Annotated in this window: 13 protein-coding genes and 1 tRNA gene; all 14 read left to right on the top strand. The window is 64.6% G+C overall.

Features of this window, described 5'->3' with window-relative positions; all coding sequences use genetic code 11:
- On the top strand, window positions 1-108 hold a 108-nt coding region (locus tag WKW80_RS33910; protein WP_479694161.1), incomplete at its 5' end, for an EF-Tu C-terminal domain-related protein.
- Between the two features lie 20 nt (window positions 109-128).
- A tRNA-Trp gene (locus WKW80_RS33905) sits at window positions 129-204 on the top strand.
- A 115-nt stretch (window positions 205-319) separates the two neighbouring features.
- Window positions 320-703 (top strand): preprotein translocase subunit SecE, encoded by a 384-nt coding sequence (secE, locus tag WKW80_RS33900; protein WP_340367970.1) that lies wholly within the window; start codon window positions 320-322, stop codon window positions 701-703.
- Window positions 703-1,296, top strand: a complete 594-nt coding sequence (gene nusG, locus WKW80_RS33895; protein WP_340367966.1) for a transcription termination/antitermination protein NusG — start codon at window positions 703-705, stop codon at window positions 1,294-1,296. The genes secE and nusG overlap by 1 nt, the downstream gene beginning before the upstream one ends.
- 120 nt (window positions 1,297-1,416) lie before the next feature.
- Window positions 1,417-1,848, top strand: a complete 432-nt coding sequence (gene rplK / locus WKW80_RS33890; RefSeq protein WP_019658337.1) for a 50S ribosomal protein L11 — start codon at window positions 1,417-1,419, stop codon at window positions 1,846-1,848.
- Window positions 1,849-2,547 carry a 50S ribosomal protein L1 gene (rplA, locus tag WKW80_RS33885; RefSeq protein WP_340367965.1) on the top strand — a complete coding sequence of 233 codons (699 nt, stop codon included), beginning with the start codon at window positions 1,849-1,851 and terminating at the stop codon, window positions 2,545-2,547. It begins immediately after the preceding gene.
- A 250-nt stretch (window positions 2,548-2,797) separates the two neighbouring features.
- On the top strand, window positions 2,798-3,331 hold the full coding sequence (rplJ, locus tag WKW80_RS33880) for a 50S ribosomal protein L10 (RefSeq protein WP_340367964.1): 534 nt from the start codon (window positions 2,798-2,800) through the stop codon (window positions 3,329-3,331).
- Between the two features lie 45 nt (window positions 3,332-3,376).
- Window positions 3,377-3,754 (top strand): 50S ribosomal protein L7/L12, encoded by a 378-nt coding sequence (gene rplL / locus WKW80_RS33875; protein ID WP_340367963.1) that lies wholly within the window; start codon window positions 3,377-3,379, stop codon window positions 3,752-3,754.
- 251 nt (window positions 3,755-4,005) lie between these two features.
- Window positions 4,006-8,118, top strand: a complete 4,113-nt coding sequence (gene rpoB / locus WKW80_RS33870; protein ID WP_340367962.1) for a DNA-directed RNA polymerase subunit beta — start codon at window positions 4,006-4,008, stop codon at window positions 8,116-8,118.
- A gap of 20 nt (window positions 8,119-8,138) precedes the next feature.
- The gene (gene rpoC, locus WKW80_RS33865; protein ID WP_340367961.1) at window positions 8,139-12,395 is read left to right on the top strand and encodes a DNA-directed RNA polymerase subunit beta'; all 4,257 of its coding nucleotides are present in this window, start codon (window positions 8,139-8,141) and stop codon (window positions 12,393-12,395) included.
- Window positions 12,396-12,495: 100 nt separating this feature from the next.
- Window positions 12,496-13,098, top strand: a complete 603-nt coding sequence (locus WKW80_RS33860; RefSeq protein WP_340367960.1) for a LemA family protein — start codon at window positions 12,496-12,498, stop codon at window positions 13,096-13,098.
- Window positions 13,099-13,239: 141 nt separating this feature from the next.
- Window positions 13,240-14,565 (top strand): 16S rRNA (cytosine(967)-C(5))-methyltransferase RsmB, encoded by a 1,326-nt coding sequence (rsmB, locus tag WKW80_RS33855; RefSeq protein ID WP_340367969.1) that lies wholly within the window; start codon window positions 13,240-13,242, stop codon window positions 14,563-14,565.
- A gap of 43 nt (window positions 14,566-14,608) precedes the next feature.
- Window positions 14,609-15,190 (top strand): DUF4390 domain-containing protein, encoded by a 582-nt coding sequence (locus WKW80_RS33850; RefSeq protein WP_340367959.1) that lies wholly within the window; start codon window positions 14,609-14,611, stop codon window positions 15,188-15,190.
- A 92-nt stretch (window positions 15,191-15,282) separates the two neighbouring features.
- Window positions 15,283-17,532, top strand: a complete 2,250-nt coding sequence (locus WKW80_RS33845; protein WP_422823023.1) for a sensor histidine kinase — start codon at window positions 15,283-15,285, stop codon at window positions 17,530-17,532.
- The last annotated feature ends 19 nt before the right edge of the window (window positions 17,533-17,551 follow it).

The raw sequence follows: 17,551 nt of genomic DNA, 5'->3' as shown, positions 1-17,551 counted from the left end.
GTGAAGCTGATCAACCCGATCGCGATGGAAGAAGGCCTGCGCTTCGCCATCCGTGAAGGCGGCCGTACCGTGGGTTCGGGCGTCGTGGCAAAGATCCTGGACGTCTGAGTCGGCGAAAAGAGTACCGGAGGGGTATAGCTCAATTGGCAGAGCGTCGGTCTCCAAAACCGAAGGTTGTAGGTTCGATTCCTACTGCCCCTGCCACCTGAAAGTGGCGCCGTAACCCGGCAAAAAGCCCGTCGGTAAACACGACGGGCTTCGGCATTGAAAGATGCCGCATCGAATTGAAGGCCGAGAGGCCACAGGAACACCGCCCAAGATGGCTACTACTCAAATTGAAACCGTGAGCACCGGCGCCGACAAAGCCAAGTTGGCTGCGGCGGTGGTGCTGGTGGTGGGCGCGATCGTGGCGTTCTATCTGCTTTCGCGCCAAGGCGGCGTGGTGCAGTGGATCGCCTTGCTGGTGGGCCTGGCTGCGGCGGTCGGCGTTTTTGCGACTTCCGAGAACGGCAAGCAGTTGATCGCGTTTGGCCGCGACTCCTGGCGCGAGGTTAAGAAAGTTGTCTGGCCGACCCGCAAGGAGGCCATCCAGATGACGGCCTACGTTTTCGGCTTCGTGGTGATCATGTCGATCTTCCTTTGGCTCACCGACAAGACCCTCGAATGGGTGTTTTTTGACCTCATTCTGGGTTGGAGAAAGTAATGACCGAAGAAGTTGAAGTTTCGTCGGAAGTGACGTCGGCGCTGCCGCCGTCGGCAAATCCTGATCTGCGCTGGTATGTCGTCCACGCCTATTCGGGCATGGAGAAGGCTGTTGAGCGCAACATCACCGAGCGCATCAACCGCGCAGGCATGCAAAGCAAGTTCGGCCGAATCCTGGTGCCGACCGAAGAAGTGGTCGAGATCAAGAACGGCCAGAAGCGGACGACCGAGCGTCGTTTCTTCCCGGGCTACGTCCTGGTCGAAATGATCATGGACGACGAGAGCTGGCACCTGGTGAAGCACACCAACAAGGTGACGGGCTTCGTCGGTGGCGCCAAGAATCGTCCGGCGCCGATCTCGCAGAAGGAAGTCGAGGAAATCGTCAACCAGATGCAGCAGGGCACCGAGAAGCCGCGCCACAAGGTCGAGTTCGTCGTGGGCGAATTCGTGCGCGTCAAGGAAGGCCCGTTCACCGACTTCAACGGCACCGTCGAAGAAGTGAACTACGAAAAGAACAAGGTGCGCGTGTCCGTGATGATTTTCGGTCGCGCCACCCCGGTGGAGCTTGGCTTTGCCGAGGTCGAAAAGACCTGACGAAAATTTTTTGGAGCATCGCGCGCACTTCCGGCTCGGCGCGCGATCTGAGTTGAAGAGTCGTTAACCCCGGGGAGCTGCCGCCAGGTGCGCAGCGTCATCACCCGCAAGGAGCAAAGCATGGCGAAAAAAATCGTCGGCTTCATCAAGCTGCAAGTGCCAGCTGGTAAGGCCAACCCGTCACCGCCGATCGGTCCCGCACTGGGCCAGCGCGGTTTGAACATCATGGAGTTCTGCAAGGCGTTCAACGCGCAAACGCAGAGCTACGAGCCGGGTCTGGCGCTTCCGGTGGTCATCACCGCGTTCGCCGACAAGAGCTTCACTTTCATCATCAAGTCACCGCCGGCAGGCGTCCTGATCAAGAAGGCCATCAAGCTGGACAAGGGCTCGGCCCGCCCGCACACCGACAAGGTCGGCAAGATCACCCGTGCGCAGCTCGAGGAAATCGCCAAGACCAAGATGAAGGACCTGACTGCCGCCGACATGGATGCAGCGGTTCGCACCATCGCTGGAACGGCTCGCTCGATGGGCGTGAATGTGGAGGGCGTGTAAATGGCCAAGATCACCAAGAAGCAAAAGACGCTCGTCGGCAAGGTCGATACCACCAAGCTGTATCCGCTGGTTGACGCCATCGGCATCGTCAAGGAAGCCGCCACCGCCAAGTTCGACGAATCGATCGACGTGGCTGTGCAACTCGGCATCGACGCGAAGAAGTCGGACCAGGTGGTGCGTGGCGCGGTCGTGATGCCCAACGGCACCGGCAAGACCAAGCGCGTGGCCGTGTTCGCCCAGGGCGCCAAGGCTGAAGAAGCCAAGGCCGCCGGCGCCGACATCGTCGGCATGGACGACCTGGCTGCCATGGTCAAGGCTGGCGACATGCCTTTCGACGTGGTCATCGCCGCGCCGGACGCCATGCGCGTCGTCGGTACGCTCGGCCAGATCCTCGGCCCGCGCGGTTTGATGCCCAACCCGAAGGTCGGCACCGTGACCCCGGACGTCGCCACCGCTGTCAAGAACGCCAAGGCTGGCCAGGTCCAGTTCCGCGTCGACAAGGCCGGCATCATCCACGGCACGATCGGCCGTCGCTCGTTCGACACCGACAAGCTGCAAGGCAACCTGGCTGCGCTGATCGAAGCGCTGGTCAAGGCCAAGCCGGCATCGAGCAAGGGTGTCTACCTGCGCAAGGTGGCGGTGTCGTCGACGATGGGTGTGGGTGTCCGCGTGGACACGCAAACCATTTCGGCTAGCTGAGCATAAAAAAGTATTTGCCCCGTCGGTCAAACGGTGGGGCGATGTGGTGGGTCGCAGCAACTCCGGTCGCTGTGGGCCATCCAAGACCGCTGGTGAGCAGGGCAGCCTGTTCTTAATCGCCGCTCCCTTGCGAGAGGCAATCAGCGCAGATGGCGATCCCGCTGCAAGGAATCCGTTTCCAAACAGTTGGTCGCTGCATGTAGCGCGATCCGAGGCCCCCGGCCGAAGGTCGCATTAAAAGGAGTAGACCTTGAGTCTGAATCGCAGTGAGAAAGAAGCGGTCATCAGTGATGTGACCAGCCTCGCCGCAAAAGCTCAAACGCTCGTGATGGCGGAATACCGTGGCATCACGGTGGCCGATATGACCAAACTGCGCTCCGAAGCGCGCAGCAAGGGTGTGAACCTCAGCGTGTTGAAGAACACGCTGGCACGCCGTGCTGTCGCTGGCAGCCCGTTTGAGATCGTCGGCGACCAGATGACCGGCCCGCTGATCTACGGCTTCTCCGAAGACGCTGTGGCCGCCGCGAAAGTGGTGGCCGATTTCGCGAAGACCAACGCCAAGTTGGTGATTCGCGGCGGTGCTTTCGGTGGCAAGGCCCTGGACGTCGAAGGCGTGAAGCAACTGGCCAACATCCCTTCGAAGGAAGTGTTGCTGGCGCAATTGCTGGGCTTGATGCAGTCCCCCATTTCCCGCACCGCCCGCGTTCTCGCGGCACTCGCGGAAAAGCGTGGTGGTGGCGAAGCACCTGCAGAAGCGGCCCCGGCCGAGGCGCAAGCCGCTTGAAGCGCTTGCGTTTGAAACATTCAACCCAATTGTTAGGAAACAAAAATGGCATTCGATAAAGACGCATTTCTGACCGCGCTCGACAGCATGACGGTCCTGGAACTCAACGACCTGGTGAAAGCCATCGAAGAGAAGTTCGGCGTGAGCGCCGCTGCAATGTCGGCTCCGGCCGCTGGCGGTGGCGGTGCCGCTGCTGCTGCAGTGGAAGAAAAGACCGAGTTCAACGTCATGCTGATGGAAGCTGGCGCGAACAAGGTGTCGGCGATCAAGGCCGTGCGCGAAATCACCGGCCTGGGCCTCAAGGAAGCCAAGGACCTGGTGGAAGCCGCTCCGAAGGCCGTCAAGGAAGGCCTGTCGAAGGCTGACGCCGAAGCCGCCAAGAAGAAGCTGGAAGACGCCGGCGCCAAGGTGGAACTGAAGTAATTCGCTCCCTTCAAGGGCTGGAGGCGCCTGAAAAGGCCCTCCAGCCTTTCGCGCTTTCAGAGCGCACTCGAAATCGGCGGAATTTGCGGCCTATTTCGAGTGTCTTCTGACCCCGACTGCAGAAGACCCCTTGGTTCGGGTGATGTGCAACGCATCACCGTCCGCCAACGGCTGGTAGTGGCCAGCCGCCAAGGAGTGGTGCATTTTGCATCCGAACCAAGTCGCTGAAGATCTCAAGCTCCGGAGCTCTCATGGCCTATTCGTACACAGAACGCAAGCGCATCCGAAAAAGTTTCGGCAACCGCGACAGCGTCGTTGAAATCCCCTACCTGCTGCAGATGCAGAAGGACGCGTACACCGCGTTCCTGCAAGCCGGCATCGCCCCGCAAAAACGCACCGTCGAAGGCCTCCAGGCCGCATTCGACGCGGCCTTCCCGATCGTCTCGCACAACGGTTTCGTCGAGATGAAGTTCCTCGAGTACAACCTTGCGAAGCCGGCCTTCGACGTGCGCGAGTGCCAGACCCGCGGCCTCACGTTCGCGTCGGCCGTGCGCGCCAAGGTCCAGCTCATCATCTACGACCGCGAATCGTCGACCTCGCAGTCGAAGGTCGTGAAGGAAGTGAAGGAGCAAGAGGTCTACATGGGCGAAGTGCCCCTGATGACCGAGAAGGGTTCCTTCATCATCAACGGCACCGAGCGCGTGATCGTGTCGCAGCTGCACCGTTCGCCGGGCGTGTTCTTCGAGCACGACAAGGGCAAGACGCATTCGAGCGGCAAGCTGCTGTTCTCGGCCCGCGTGATTCCCTACCGCGGCTCGTGGCTCGACTTCGAATTCGACCCGAAGGACATGCTGTACTTCCGCGTCGACCGTCGCCGCAAGATGCCTGTGACGATCCTGCTGAAGGCCATCGGCCTGAACCCGGAGTCGATCCTCGCGAACTTCTTCGTGAACGACAACTTCCGCCTGATGGACAGCGGCGCGCAAATGGAGTTCGTCGCCGAACGCCTGCGCGGCGAAGTGGCGCGCTTCGACATCACCGACAAGTCGGGCAAGGTCGTGGTCGCCAAGGACAAGCGCGTCACCGCGCGCCACACGCGTGAACTCGAGCAGTCCGAAACCACGCACATCAGCGTGCCGGAAGACTTCCTGGTCGGCCGCGTCATCGCACGCAACATCGTCGACGCCGATTCGGGCGAGATCCTGGCCAAGGCCAACGACGAGCTGACCGAAGCGCTGCTGAAGAAGCTGCGCGGCGCCGGCGTGCAGGACGTCCAGGTCATCTACACCAACGAACTCGACCAGGGCGCGTACATCTCGCAGACCCTGCGCATCGACGAAACCGTCGACGAGTTCGCCGCCCGCGTGGCCATCTACCGCATGATGCGTCCCGGCGAGCCGCCGACGGAAGACGCGGTGCAGGCCCTGTTCCAGCGCCTGTTCTACAACCCGGACACCTACGACCTGTCGCGCGTCGGCCGGATGAAGTTCAACGCCAAGGTCGGCCGTGAAGAGTCGACCGGCCCGATGGTCCTGACCAACGAGGACATCCTCGCCGTGGTCAAGATCCTGGTGGACCTGCGCAACGGCAACGGCGAGGTGGACGACATCGACCACCTCGGCAACCGCCGCGTGCGCTGCGTCGGCGAACTGGCCGAGAACCAGTACCGCACCGGCCTCGCCCGCATCGAGAAGGCCGTGAAGGAGCGTCTGGGCCAGGCCGAGCAAGAGCCGCTGATGCCGCACGACCTGATCAACAGCAAGCCGATCTCGGCCGCGCTGAAGGAATTCTTCGGCGCCTCGCAGCTGTCGCAGTTCATGGACCAGACCAACCCGCTGTCCGAGATCACGCACAAGCGTCGTGTCTCGGCCCTTGGCCCGGGCGGTCTGACCCGCGAACGCGCCGGCTTCGAAGTGCGTGACGTGCACGTCACCCACTACGGCCGCGTGTGCCCGATCGAAACGCCGGAAGGCCCGAACATCGGCCTGATCAATTCGCTGGCCCTGTACGCCCGCCTGAACGAATACGGCTTCATCGAGACGCCGTACCGTCGCGTGGTGGACGGCAAGGTCACGATGGACATCGACTACCTGTCGGCCATCGAGGAAGGCAAGTACGTCATTGCGCAGGCCAACGCGGCCCTCGACAAGGACGGCAAGCTGACCGGCGACCTGGTCTCGGCCCGTGAAACCGGCGAATCGATCCTGGTGGGCGCCGAGCGCGTCCAGTACATGGACGTGTCGCCCGCGCAGATCGTGTCGGTGGCAGCCTCGCTCGTGCCCTTCCTGGAGCACGACGACGCGAACCGCGCGCTGATGGGCGCCAACATGCAGCGCCAGGCCGTGCCCGTGCTGCGCCCCGAGAAGCCGTTTGTCGGTACCGGCATCGAGCGCGTCTCGGCCGTCGACTCCGGCACGGTGGTCACCGCCACCCGCGGCGGCGTGGTCGACTATGTCGACGCGACCCGCATCGTGGTGCGCGTGAACGACGACGAAGCGCAAGCCGGCGAAGTGGGCGTGGACATCTACAACCTGATCAAGTATCAGCGTTCGAACCAGAACACCAACATCCACCAGCGTCCGATCGTCAAGCGCGGCGACAAGATCGCCAAGGGCGACGTGGTGGCCGACGGCGCATCGACCGACCTGGGCGAGCTCGCCCTGGGCCAGAACATGCTCATCGGCTTCATGCCGTGGAACGGCTACAACTTCGAAGACTCGATCCTGATCTCCGAACGCGTGGTCGCCGAAGACCGCTACACCTCGATCCACATCGAGGAACTGGTGGTGATGGCCCGCGACACCAAGCTGGGTGCCGAGGAAATCACGCGCGACATCCCGAACCTGGCCGAGCAGCAGCTCAACCGCCTGGACGAGTCCGGCATCATCTACGTTGGCGCCGAAGTGCAGCCCGGCGACACGCTGGTGGGCAAGGTCACGCCGAAGGGCGAGACCACGCTGACGCCCGAAGAAAAGCTGCTGCGCGCGATCTTCGGCGAGAAGGCTTCCGACGTGAAGGACACCTCGCTGCGCGTGGACCAGGGCTCGCAAGGCACCGTGATCGACGTGCAGGTGTTCACCCGCGAAGGCATCACGCGCGACAAGCGCGCCCAGCAGATCATCGACGACGAACTCAAGCGCTTCCGCCTCGACCTGAACGACCAGCTTCGCATCGTCGAAGCCGACGCGTTCGACCGTATCGCGAAGCTGCTGACCGGCCGTGCCGCCAATGGCGGCCCGAACAAGCTGGCCAAGGGCACCAAGATCGACAAGGCCTACCTAGACTCCGTCGAGAAATTCCACTGGTTCGACATCCGCCCGGCGGAAGACGATGTGGCATCGCAGCTCGAATCGATCAAGAACTCGCTGGAGCAGACGCGCCACAGCTTCGACCTCGCGTTCGAAGAGAAGCGCAAGAAGCTCACGCAGGGCGACGAGCTGCCCGCGGGCGTGCTCAAGATGGTCAAGGTCTACCTGGCCGTCAAGCGCCGCCTGCAGCCCGGCGACAAGATGGCCGGCCGCCACGGCAACAAGGGCGTGGTGTCGAAGATCGTTCCGGTCGAGGACATGCCCCACATGGCCGACGGCACGCCGTGCGACATCTGCCTGAACCCGCTGGGCGTGCCTTCGCGGATGAACGTGGGCCAGGTGCTCGAAGTGCATCTGGGCTGGGCTGGCAAGGGCGTCGGCCAGCGCATCGGCGACCTGCTGCAGCAGGAGGCCAAGGTGGCCGAGTTGCGCAAGTTCATGGAACAGCTCTACAACGGCTCCGGCCGCAAGGAAGACCTGAGCCAGCTCAGCGACGGCGACGTGCTCGAAATGGCGCACAACCTGCAAAGCGGCGTGACCTTCGCGACGCCGGTGTTCGACGGTGCTTCGGAAGAAGAAATCCGCGGCATGTTGAAGCTCGCCTTCCCGGACGACATCGCCAAGCTCAAGGGCCTGACCGACACGCGCACGCAGGCGTATCTGTACGACGGCCGCACCGGCGACCAGTTCGAGCGTCCCGTCACGGTCGGCTACATGCACTTCCTGAAGCTGCACCATTTGGTCGACGACAAGATGCACGCCCGTTCCACCGGCCCGTACTCGCTGGTCACGCAGCAACCGCTGGGCGGCAAGGCCCAGTTCGGTGGCCAGCGCTTCGGTGAAATGGAAGTGTGGGCGCTCGAAGCCTACGGCGCCGCCTACGTGCTGCAGGAAATGCTGACGGTGAAGTCCGACGACGTGGTCGGCCGCACCAAGGTCTACGAGTCGATCGTCAAGGGCGAACACTCCATCGAAGCCGGCATGCCGGAATCGTTCAATGTGCTGGTCAAGGAAATCCGTTCCCTGGGCCTGGACATCGAACTCGAACGCTCATAAGCAGACAAGGAAAGAGTCACATGAAGTCATTACTCGACCTGTTCAAGCAGTTCACGCCGGATGAGCATTTCGATGCCATCAAGATCGGCATGGCTTCGCCCGAGAAGATCCGTTCGTGGTCTTTCGGCGAAGTGAAGAAGCCCGAGACGATCAACTACCGCACCTTCAAGCCCGAACGCGACGGCCTGTTCTGCGCCAAGATCTTCGGGCCCATCAAGGACTACGAATGCCTGTGCGGCAAGTACAAGCGCCTCAAGCACCGCGGCGTCATCTGCGAGAAGTGCGGCGTCGAAGTCACGCAGACCAAGGTTCGCCGCGAGCGCATGGGTCACATCGACCTGGCCGCACCGTGCGCGCACATCTGGTTCCTGAAGTCGCTGCCGTCGCGCCTGGGCCTGGTGCTCGACATGACGCTGCGCGACATCGAGCGCGTGCTGTATTTCGAAGCCTACGTGATCACCGATCCCGGCATGACGCCGCTGAAGAAGCGCGACATCATGTCCGAGGACGACTACGACGCGAAGCGCAAGGAATACGGCGATGAATTCGTTGCCAAGATGGGCGCCGAAGGCATCAAGGACCTTCTCGAAGGCATCGAACTCGACGCCGAGATCGAGCGCCTGCGCGGCGACCTGACCGGCTCCGAAGTCAAGGTCAAGAAGAACTCCAAGCGCCTGAAGGTGCTGGAAGCCTTCCGCAAGTCGGGCATCAAGCCCAACTGGATGGTGCTCGAAGTGCTGCCCGTGCTGCCGCCGGACCTGCGTCCGCTGGTGCCGCTGGACGGCGGCCGCTTCGCGACCTCCGACCTGAACGACCTGTATCGCCGCGTCATCAACCGCAACTCGCGCCTGCGCCGCCTGCTGGAGCTGAAGGCCCCGGAAATCATCGCGCGCAATGAAAAGCGGATGCTGCAGGAAGCCGTCGACTCGCTGCTCGACAACGGCCGCCGCGGCAAGGCAATGACGGGCGCCAACAAGCGTGCGCTCAAGTCGCTGGCCGACATGATCAAGGGCAAGAGCGGCCGCTTCCGCCAGAACCTGCTGGGCAAGCGCGTCGACTACTCGGGCCGTTCGGTCATCGTGGTGGGCCCGACGCTCAAGCTGCACCAGTGCGGCCTGCCGAAGCTGATGGCGCTCGAGCTGTTCAAGCCCTTCATCTTCTCGCGCCTCGAAGCCATGGGCATCGCGACGACGATCAAGGCTGCCAAGAAGGAAGTCGAATCGGGCACGCCGGTGGTCTGGGACATCCTCGAAGAAGTCATCAAGGAGCACCCGGTCATGCTGAACCGCGCTCCGACGCTGCACCGTCTGGGCATCCAGGCCTTCGAGCCGATCCTGATCGAAGGCAAGGCCATCCAGCTGCACCCGCTCGTCTGCGCGGCCTTCAACGCCGACTTCGACGGTGACCAGATGGCCGTCCACGTGCCGCTGTCGGTGGAAGCGCAAATGGAAGCCCGCACGCTGATGCTGGCCTCCAACAATGTGCTGTTCCCGGCCTCGGGCGAACCGTCGATCGTGCCGTCGCAAGACGTGGTGCTGGGCCTGTACTACACGACCCGCGACCGCATCAACGCCAAGGGCGAAGGCCTGGTCTTCTCCGACATCGGCGAAGTCCAGCGCGCGCTCGACGCCAACGTGGTCGAGCTCACCGCCAAGATCGCCGTGCGCATCACCGAGTATTCGAAGAACAAGGAAACCGGCGAATTCACGCCGTCGACCTCGCTCGTCGATACGACCGTGGGCCGCGCGCTGCTGTCCGAGATCCTGCCGAAGGGCCTGCCGTTCTCGAACATCAACAAGGCGCTGAAGAAGAAGGAGATCTCCAAGCTCATCAACGTCTCGTTCCGCAAGTGCGGCCTGAAGGACACCGTGGTGTTCGCCGACAAGCTGCTGCAGAACGGCTTCCGGCTGGCGACCAAGGCCGGTATCTCGATCGCCATCGACGACATGCTGGTGCCGGCCGAGAAGCACGGCATCATCGAGCGCTCGGCCAAGGAAGTGAAGGAGATCGAGCAGCAGTACGTCTCGGGTCTCGTGACTTCCGGCGAACGCTACAACAAGGTGGTGGACATCTGGGGCAAGGCCGGCGACGAAGTGTCGAAGGTCATGATGGCCAAGCTGTCGAAGCAGAAGGTCGTCGACCGCCACGGCAAGGAAGTCGAGCAGGAGTCGTTCAACTCCATCTACATGATGGCCGACTCGGGTGCCCGCGGTTCCGCCGCGCAGATCCGCCAGGTGGCCGGCATGCGGGGCCTGATGGCCAAGCCCGACGGCTCCATCATCGAGACGCCCATCACGGCGAACTTCCGCGAAGGCCTGAACGTGCTGGAGTACTTCATCTCCACCCACGGTGCCCGCAAGGGTCTGGCCGACACGGCGCTGAAGACCGCGAACTCGGGTTACCTGACCCGTCGCCTGGTCGACGTGACGCAAGACCTGGTCGTGACCGAGCAGGACTGCGGCACGCACGGCGGCTACCTGATGCGCGCCATCGTCGAGGGCGGCGAGGTGATCGAGTCGCTGCGCGACCGAATCCTCGGCCGTACGGCGGCGGAAGACGTGCTGCATCCGGAAAACCGCTCAGTGCTGCTGAACGCCGGCCAGATGTTCGACGAAGACACGATCGAAGAGCTCGAAGCGCAAGGCGTCGACGAGGTCAAGGTCCGCACCGCGCTGACCTGCGACACGCGCTTCGGCATCTGCGCCACCTGCTACGGCCGCGACCTGGGCCGCGGCGGCCTGATCAACATCGGCGAAGCCGTCGGTGTGATCGCCGCGCAGTCGATCGGCGAACCCGGCACGCAGCTGACGATGCGGACCTTCCACATCGGTGGTGCCGCTTCGCGCGCCGCCATCGCCTCCAGCGTGGAAGCCAAGTCGAACGGCTCGATCGGCTTCAACGCCACGATGCGCTACGTGACCAACAGCAAGCAAGAGTTGGTGGTGATCTCGCGTTCCGGCGAAATCATCATCCACGACGAGCATGGCCGCGAGCGCGAGCGCCACAAGGTGCCGTACGGCGCCACGCTGACGGTGAAGGCCGACCAGACCATCAAGGCCGGCCACGTGCTCGCCAACTGGGACCCGCTGACCCGACCCATCATCACCGAGTTCGCCGGCAAGACCCACTTCGAGAACGTCGAGGAAGGCCTGACGGTGGCGAAGCAGGTGGACGAGGTTACGGGCCTGTCGACCCTGGTCGTGATCGACCCCAAGCGCCGCGGCGCCGCCAAGGTGGTTCGTCCGCAGGTGAAGCTGATCGACGCTTCGGGCAACGAAGTGAAGATCCCTGGCACCGACCACTCGGTGACCATCGGCTTCCCGATCGGTGCGCTCGTGCAGATTCGCGACGGCCAGGACGTGGGCCCCGGCGAAGTGCTGGCCCGCATCCCGGTCGAAGGCCAGAAGACGCGCGACATCACCGGCGGTCTGCCGCGTGTGGCCGAGCTGTTCGAAGCCCGTTCGCCGAAGGACAAGGGCACGCTGGCCGAGATGACCGGTACCGTGTCGTTCGGCAAGGAAACGAAGGGCAAGGTTCGCCTGCAGATCACCGATCCGGAAGGCACGGTTCACGAAGAACTGGTCCTGAAGGAAAAGAACATCCTGGTGCACGAAGGCCAGGTGGTGAACAAGGGCGAAAGCGTCGTCGACGGCCCGGCGGACCCGCAGGACATCCTGCGCCTGCTGGGTTCGGAAGAACTGGCGCGCTACATCGTGGACGAAGTGCAGGACGTGTACCGCTTGCAGGGCGTGAAGATCAACGACAAGCACATCGAGGTGATCGTTCGCCAGATGCTGCGCCGCGTCGTGGTCGACAACATCGGCGACACGAGCTACATCTCGGGCGAACAGGTCGAACGCAGCGAAATGCTCAACACCAACGACGCCCTGCGCGCCGAAGGCAAGATCCCCGCGACGTTCACCAACCTGCTGCTCGGTATCACGAAGGCATCGCTGTCGACCGACTCGTTCATCTCGGCTGCTTCGTTCCAGGAAACGACGCGCGTGCTGACCGAGGCCGCGATCATGGGCAAGCGCGACGAGCTGCGCGGCCTGAAGGAAAACGTCATCGTCGGCCGCCTGATCCCCGCAGGTACCGGCATGGCGTACCACCAGGCACGCAAGGTGAAGGACCAGATGGACGAGGCCGAGCGCCGCGCCATCGCCGAGTCCGAAGCCGCGGAACTGGCGGGCGACAGCGCTGCAGCCTCCAGCACCGAGGAAGCCGCGACGGCGACCGCCGATGCCGGCGAAGGAACCGCTGCTGCCAGCGAGTAATCGCCTTGCGCAGCCGGCCATGACCCCATGACCGGAACCAGACGCTCCCTTTTCGCTCGCGCGGATCGGGGGCGTTTTTCATGCATGTGGAACAAGCCCCATGAACCTCTTGCCTGAAGGCTGGCCCTGGTGGATCGTCGGCGCGGTGCTGCTGTTCTGGTTCATCGGCGCGCACAACCGGCTGGTGCGGCTGCGCTCGACTGCGCTACAGGCCTACGGCACGCTCGATGCCGCCTTGCTGCGCCAGCTTGATTTCGTGCAGAACCATGTGGTCCATCCGGAGCCTGGCGCTTTCAGCCACGGCGAGCTGACCACAGCGGCATCGCTGCAGGCCGCGGCGCTGCAATTCACCAACATGCTCGCCGCCACGCGCAAGCGTCCGCTCGATCCGCAGGCGATGGCGGCGCTGGGAACCGCCCTGCATGTGATGTTGTCGGCTTGGCAGCGGCAGCATCCGGATTCCGGCATGGCCTTCGAGGCCGACGGCACGCTCTCGCGGCCAGCGCCATTGGGAGGGCCGGGCGACACGCCGTCCGCGCCGGCCACCGTGCCCATTGCGTGGCCGGAGCCATCGGCGGCGCCCGAGATGGCGCGCGGCCAGTTCAATCAGGCTGTGCTGAACTACAACGCGGCCATCGCCCAGTTCCCGGCGATGCTGATGGCGCTCATGTTCGGACTGCGGCGCGCGCAGCCGCTGGTTTGAGATCACGCCGCCGCAGAGCAGCCGAAGGGCGGGATGGTCGACGCAACATGGACTCGTGAGCCGTCGCCTCGAGCCCTGCTTGTTACCATCGACCGCTTGCGAGACCTCACCAACCCACCTCCCGATTCTTCCGCGCCGCCACTGGGGCCGCCTTTGTGGCGTCAGCTGCAGCTGACCGCCCGGGCCCTCGCGGCGATTCGCGGCGGCACTTCCGGCAGTGCCGCGTTCGAGGCGGTCGAGCCTGCACTGCGCCCGGGTGTGCAGGCGCTCGGTTTCCAGGCACTGCGCTGGCTGGGCCGCGCCGAGGCGCTGCGCCGGCAACTTGCCAAGCGCACGCCGCCACCCGGCGCCGATGCCTTGCTCTGCACCGCGTTGGCCTTGGGCTGGGACGCCGCCAATGCGCCGTACGAGCCTTTCACGCTGGTCGACCAGGCGGTGGAGGCGGCGAAGCGCGATCCGGCGACGCGGGCGCAGGCCAGTTTCATCAATGCCTGCCTGCGCCGCTTCCTGCGCGAGCGCGATGACCTGGTCGCGGCCACCGACCACGAGCCCGTGGCGCAGTGGAACCACCCGCGCTGGTGGATCGAGCGGCTCCGGCGCGATCACCCGCGCGATTGGCAGCGTGTGCTGACCGCCAACAACCAGCAACCGCCGCTCACGCTGCGCGTCAATGCGCGAAAGACTTCCAGGGACCTCTACCTGCAGGCGCTGTCGGCGTCAGGGATGGCGGCCAGCCCGGTTGCGGCGAGCGGCGTGCAACTCCAGCGCGCGCGACCTGTGCACCAGTTGCCGGGTTTTGCCGAAGGCGAATTCTCGGTCCAGGACAGCGCCGCGCAACTGGCTGCGCCGTTGCTGATCGACGGCCTGGATTCCACCGGCCCGGCCCCGCTGCGCGTGCTCGACGCCTGCGCCGCGCCCGGCGGCAAGACGGCGCATTTGCTGGAATATGCCGGTGAGAGGCCGATCGAAGTCACGGCGCTGGAAATCGATGCCAATCGCAGCCGTCGCATCGACGAGACGCTCGCGCGCCTCGGCCTGCGCGCCGATGTGCTGGTGGCCGATGCCGTCCGGCCCGAGCAGTGGTGGGACGGCCGAACTTTCGACGCGATCCTGCTCGACGCGCCCTGTACCGCATCGGGCATCGTGCGGCGCCATCCCGACGTGCGCTGGTTGCGGCGAGAGAGCGACGTAGAGCAGTTGGCGGTCCAGCAGGCCATGCTGCTGGCCGCGCTGTGGCCGCTGGTGCGACCTGGCGGGCGCCTTCTTTATTGCACCTGTTCGGTGTTCATGCAGGAGGGCTCGCACCAAATCGAGGCGTTTCTTGCACACAACACCAACGCCCGATTGCGGCCTTCGCCGGGCCATTTGCTGCCCCAAAGCGAGGGCAATGCCCGTGGCGTCCCGGACAATGGGTTGGGTGAACACGACGGTTTCTTCTACGCCCTGCTCGAAAAGCAAGCCCGCTAGGCGGGGCGGCTGGTCGATCGCGACCTGGATCGGGGCAGTGTTGATGACCGCCCTGACTCTTCTGGCAGGCTGGCTCCCCGCGCCGGCGGCTGCTCAGTCGTCGCCAGCGGAGGTCACGCAGATGAAGCTGGAACGCAGCGGCGACGGCGTGTATCTCACGGCTGCCGTGCAGTTCGAATTGCCAACGCTGGTGGAAGAGGTGCTCGACAAGGGCATTGCCGTTTATTTCGTGGCGGAGGCGGAGCTGTACCGCGAGCGCTGGTACTGGACTGACGCCCGGGTGGCCCAGGTGGCACGCCACATGCGCCTGGCCTACCAGCCGCTCACGCGCCGCTGGCGCCTCAACGTTTCCCCGGTGCCCATCACCAACGCCGGCTTCGGCGCGACGCTGAACCAGAACTTCGACACGCTGTCCGATGCGCTGGAGGCGGTCAAGCGCGTTGGACGGTTGCGAATGGGCGACCTCAGCGACATCTCCGAGGATGCCATCCACCCTGTGCAGTTCCGATTCCGGCTCGACACCTCGCAACTGCCACGGCCCTTCCAGATCGGCATGGCCGGCCAGGCCGACTGGAACATCGTGGCGGAACGCACAGCCAAGCTGCCGGTGGGGAAGTCGCCGTGACGCCCAGTCCTGGCCAGGGGCCGCGCGACTCCCGGCGCAACACGCCCGCCGGCAATCACCACACACGCCGCACGAAAGCCGTGCGCTGGGCGATGGGCGTCGGCGCCGCGACGATCACGGCGATCGGCCTGGTGATGATGTTCCTGCTGGCGCAGGCCACCAACAACCGGGCGCTCTACGAACGCAACTACGCGCTGCTGTTCGGCATCAACGTCGTGGTCGCGATCTTCCTGATGCTGGTGCTCGTCTGGGTCGCGTTCCGGCTGATCCAGCGCTTGCGGCTGGGTAAATTCGGCAGCCGCTTGCTGATCAAGCTGGCGGCCATCTTTGCGCTGGTGGGCGTGGTGCCGGGCGTACTGATCTACGTGGTGTCGTACAACTTCATGTCGCGTTCCATCGAGAGCTGGTTCGACGTCAAGGTCGAAGGCGCGCTCGATGCGGGCCTCAACCTGGGTCGGGCCACGCTCGATTCGCTGGGCGATGACCTTGCCAGCAAGGCGCGCGCGGCCAGCATGCAATTGGCCGACGTGCCCGATGCGAGCGCCGGCCTGGTCCTCGAACGCATCCGCGACCAACTCGGCGCGAGCGACGCCGTGATCTGGACCGGCAGCGGCCAGGTGGTGGCCAGCGCCGGCACCTCCCGCTTCCAGCTCAATCCGGAGCGCCCCACGCCGCTGCAGTTCCGCCAGGCCCGCACCGAGCGTGGAGTGGCGCACATCGAGGGCCTGGACGAGGTGTCGCCGCCGGGCGTGTCGCCGCCGCTCGCGACCGTGCATGCGCTGACCATCGTGCAGCGACCGGGCTTCGACTTCAGCACCGATCCGCGCTTCCTGCAGGTGACGCGTCCGCTGCCGCCTGCACTCGTGGCCAACGCGCTGGCCGTGCAGGAGGCCAACCGCGAATACCAGGAGCGCGCGCTGGCGCGTGGCGGGCTGCGGCGCATGTACATCGGCACGCTCACGCTGTGCCTTTTCCTTGCCGTGTTCGGCGCGGTGCTGCTGGCCGTCTTGTTCGGCAATCAGCTCGCGCGGCCGTTGCTGGTGCTGGCGGACGGCGTGCGGCAGGTGGCCGGTGGCGACCTGCGGCCAACCACCGTGCTGCAAACCCGGGACGAGCTCGGCGGGCTGACGCGCTCGTTCGCGGTCATGACCCAGCAGTTGGCAGATGCGCGCGGCGCCGTCGAAAAAACCATGGGCGAACTCGATGCCGCGCGCGGCAACCTCCAGACCATCCTCGACAACCTCACGTCCGGCGTGATCGTGCTGGATGCGGTCGGCACAGTCCTGCAAACCAACCCCGGCGCCACGCGCGTGCTGCGTGCGCCGCTGGCCGCCTTCGAGGGCCAGCGGCTGACGGCGGTGCCGGGCCTGCTGGAGTTTGCGCGGGACGTGCAGCAGCAGTTCGACGACTTCCAGGTCGAACACCTTCAGCACGGCCTCGACCACTGGCAGCACGCGTTCGAACTGCATCCGCCCGGCGGCGGCATGGCGCAGGACACCATCAACATTGTCGCCCGCGGGGCCGAGCTCCCGGGCAGCGCGCGGCTCCTGGTGTTCGACGACATCTCCGAGATCGTCTCGGCCCAACGCGCCCAGGCCTGGGGCGAGGTGGCGCGGCGGCTGGCGCACGAGATCAAGAATCCGCTCACCCCGATCCAGCTTTCCGCCGAGCGTTTGCAGATGAAGCTGGCCGGGAAGGTCGAGCCACCGGAGCGCGCGATCCTCGACAAGTCGGTCAAGACCATCGTCGACCAGGTCGATGCCATGAAGCGGCTGGTCAACGAGTTCCGCGACTATGCGCGCCTGCCGGCGGCGGAGTTGAAGCCAGTCGACCTCAACGCGATCGTGGTCGACGTGCTGAGCCTGTACGAGACCGAAGCCGCCGCCGTGCCTGTTCACACCGAGCTCGACCTGCGCTGCCCGCCGATCCGCGGCGACTCGCAGCAGTTGCGGCAGGTCATCCACAACCTGCTGCAGAACGCGCAGGACGCCACCGAGACGGCCCAGGGGGCAGGCAGCGGCGAAGTCATCGTGCGCACCCGTGTGGACGACTCGGGCAAGCGCGTGCGCCTGACCCTGCAGGACAGCGGCCACGGCTTTGCCGAAAACATCCTCAAGCGCGCCTTCGAGCCCTACGTCACCACCAAGGCCAAGGGCACCGGACTGGGGCTTGCGGTGGTGAAGAAAATTGCCGACGAGCACGGGGCGCGCATCGAACTTTCGAACCGCATCGTCGATGGGGCTGTAGTGGGCGCGCAAGTCTCGCTATCATTCGCGCTGGCGGCAGACCTGCCGGCCACTCCCACAACACCCGACGAACATTCGCCTACCACTGTCGCTTGAGCGCGGCACCGAAGCATTC

Origin of the sequence: Variovorax humicola (genome assembly GCF_037889915.1) — a bacterium.
In the GTDB taxonomy this organism is placed as follows: Bacteria; Pseudomonadota; Gammaproteobacteria; order Burkholderiales; family Burkholderiaceae_C; genus Variovorax; species Variovorax humicola.
Note: the sequence above shows the minus strand (reverse complement) of the source record. Positions and strands in the feature narration are given on the sequence as shown.

What these genes read in the sequence shown, in the direction of transcription:
- rplA (WP_340367965.1), top strand. Translation starts at nt 1,849, where the DNA reads ATGGCCAAGATCACCAAGAAGCAAAAGACGCTCGTCGGCAAGGTCGAT.
- rplK (WP_019658337.1), top strand. Translation starts at nt 1,417, where the DNA reads ATGGCGAAAAAAATCGTCGGCTTCATCAAGCTGCAAGTGCCAGCTGGT.
- nusG (WP_340367966.1), top strand. Translation starts at nt 703, where the DNA reads ATGACCGAAGAAGTTGAAGTTTCGTCGGAAGTGACGTCGGCGCTGCCG.
- WKW80_RS33850 (WP_340367959.1), top strand. Translation starts at nt 14,609, where the DNA reads ATGACCGCCCTGACTCTTCTGGCAGGCTGGCTCCCCGCGCCGGCGGCT.
- rpoB (WP_340367962.1), top strand. Translation starts at nt 4,006, where the DNA reads ATGGCCTATTCGTACACAGAACGCAAGCGCATCCGAAAAAGTTTCGGC.
- WKW80_RS33845 (WP_422823023.1), top strand. Translation starts at nt 15,283, where the DNA reads ATGGGCGTCGGCGCCGCGACGATCACGGCGATCGGCCTGGTGATGATG.
- rplL (WP_340367963.1), top strand. Translation starts at nt 3,377, where the DNA reads ATGGCATTCGATAAAGACGCATTTCTGACCGCGCTCGACAGCATGACG.
- secE (WP_340367970.1), top strand. Translation starts at nt 320, where the DNA reads ATGGCTACTACTCAAATTGAAACCGTGAGCACCGGCGCCGACAAAGCC.
- WKW80_RS33860 (WP_340367960.1), top strand. Translation starts at nt 12,496, where the DNA reads ATGAACCTCTTGCCTGAAGGCTGGCCCTGGTGGATCGTCGGCGCGGTG.
- rpoC (WP_340367961.1), top strand. Translation starts at nt 8,139, where the DNA reads ATGAAGTCATTACTCGACCTGTTCAAGCAGTTCACGCCGGATGAGCAT.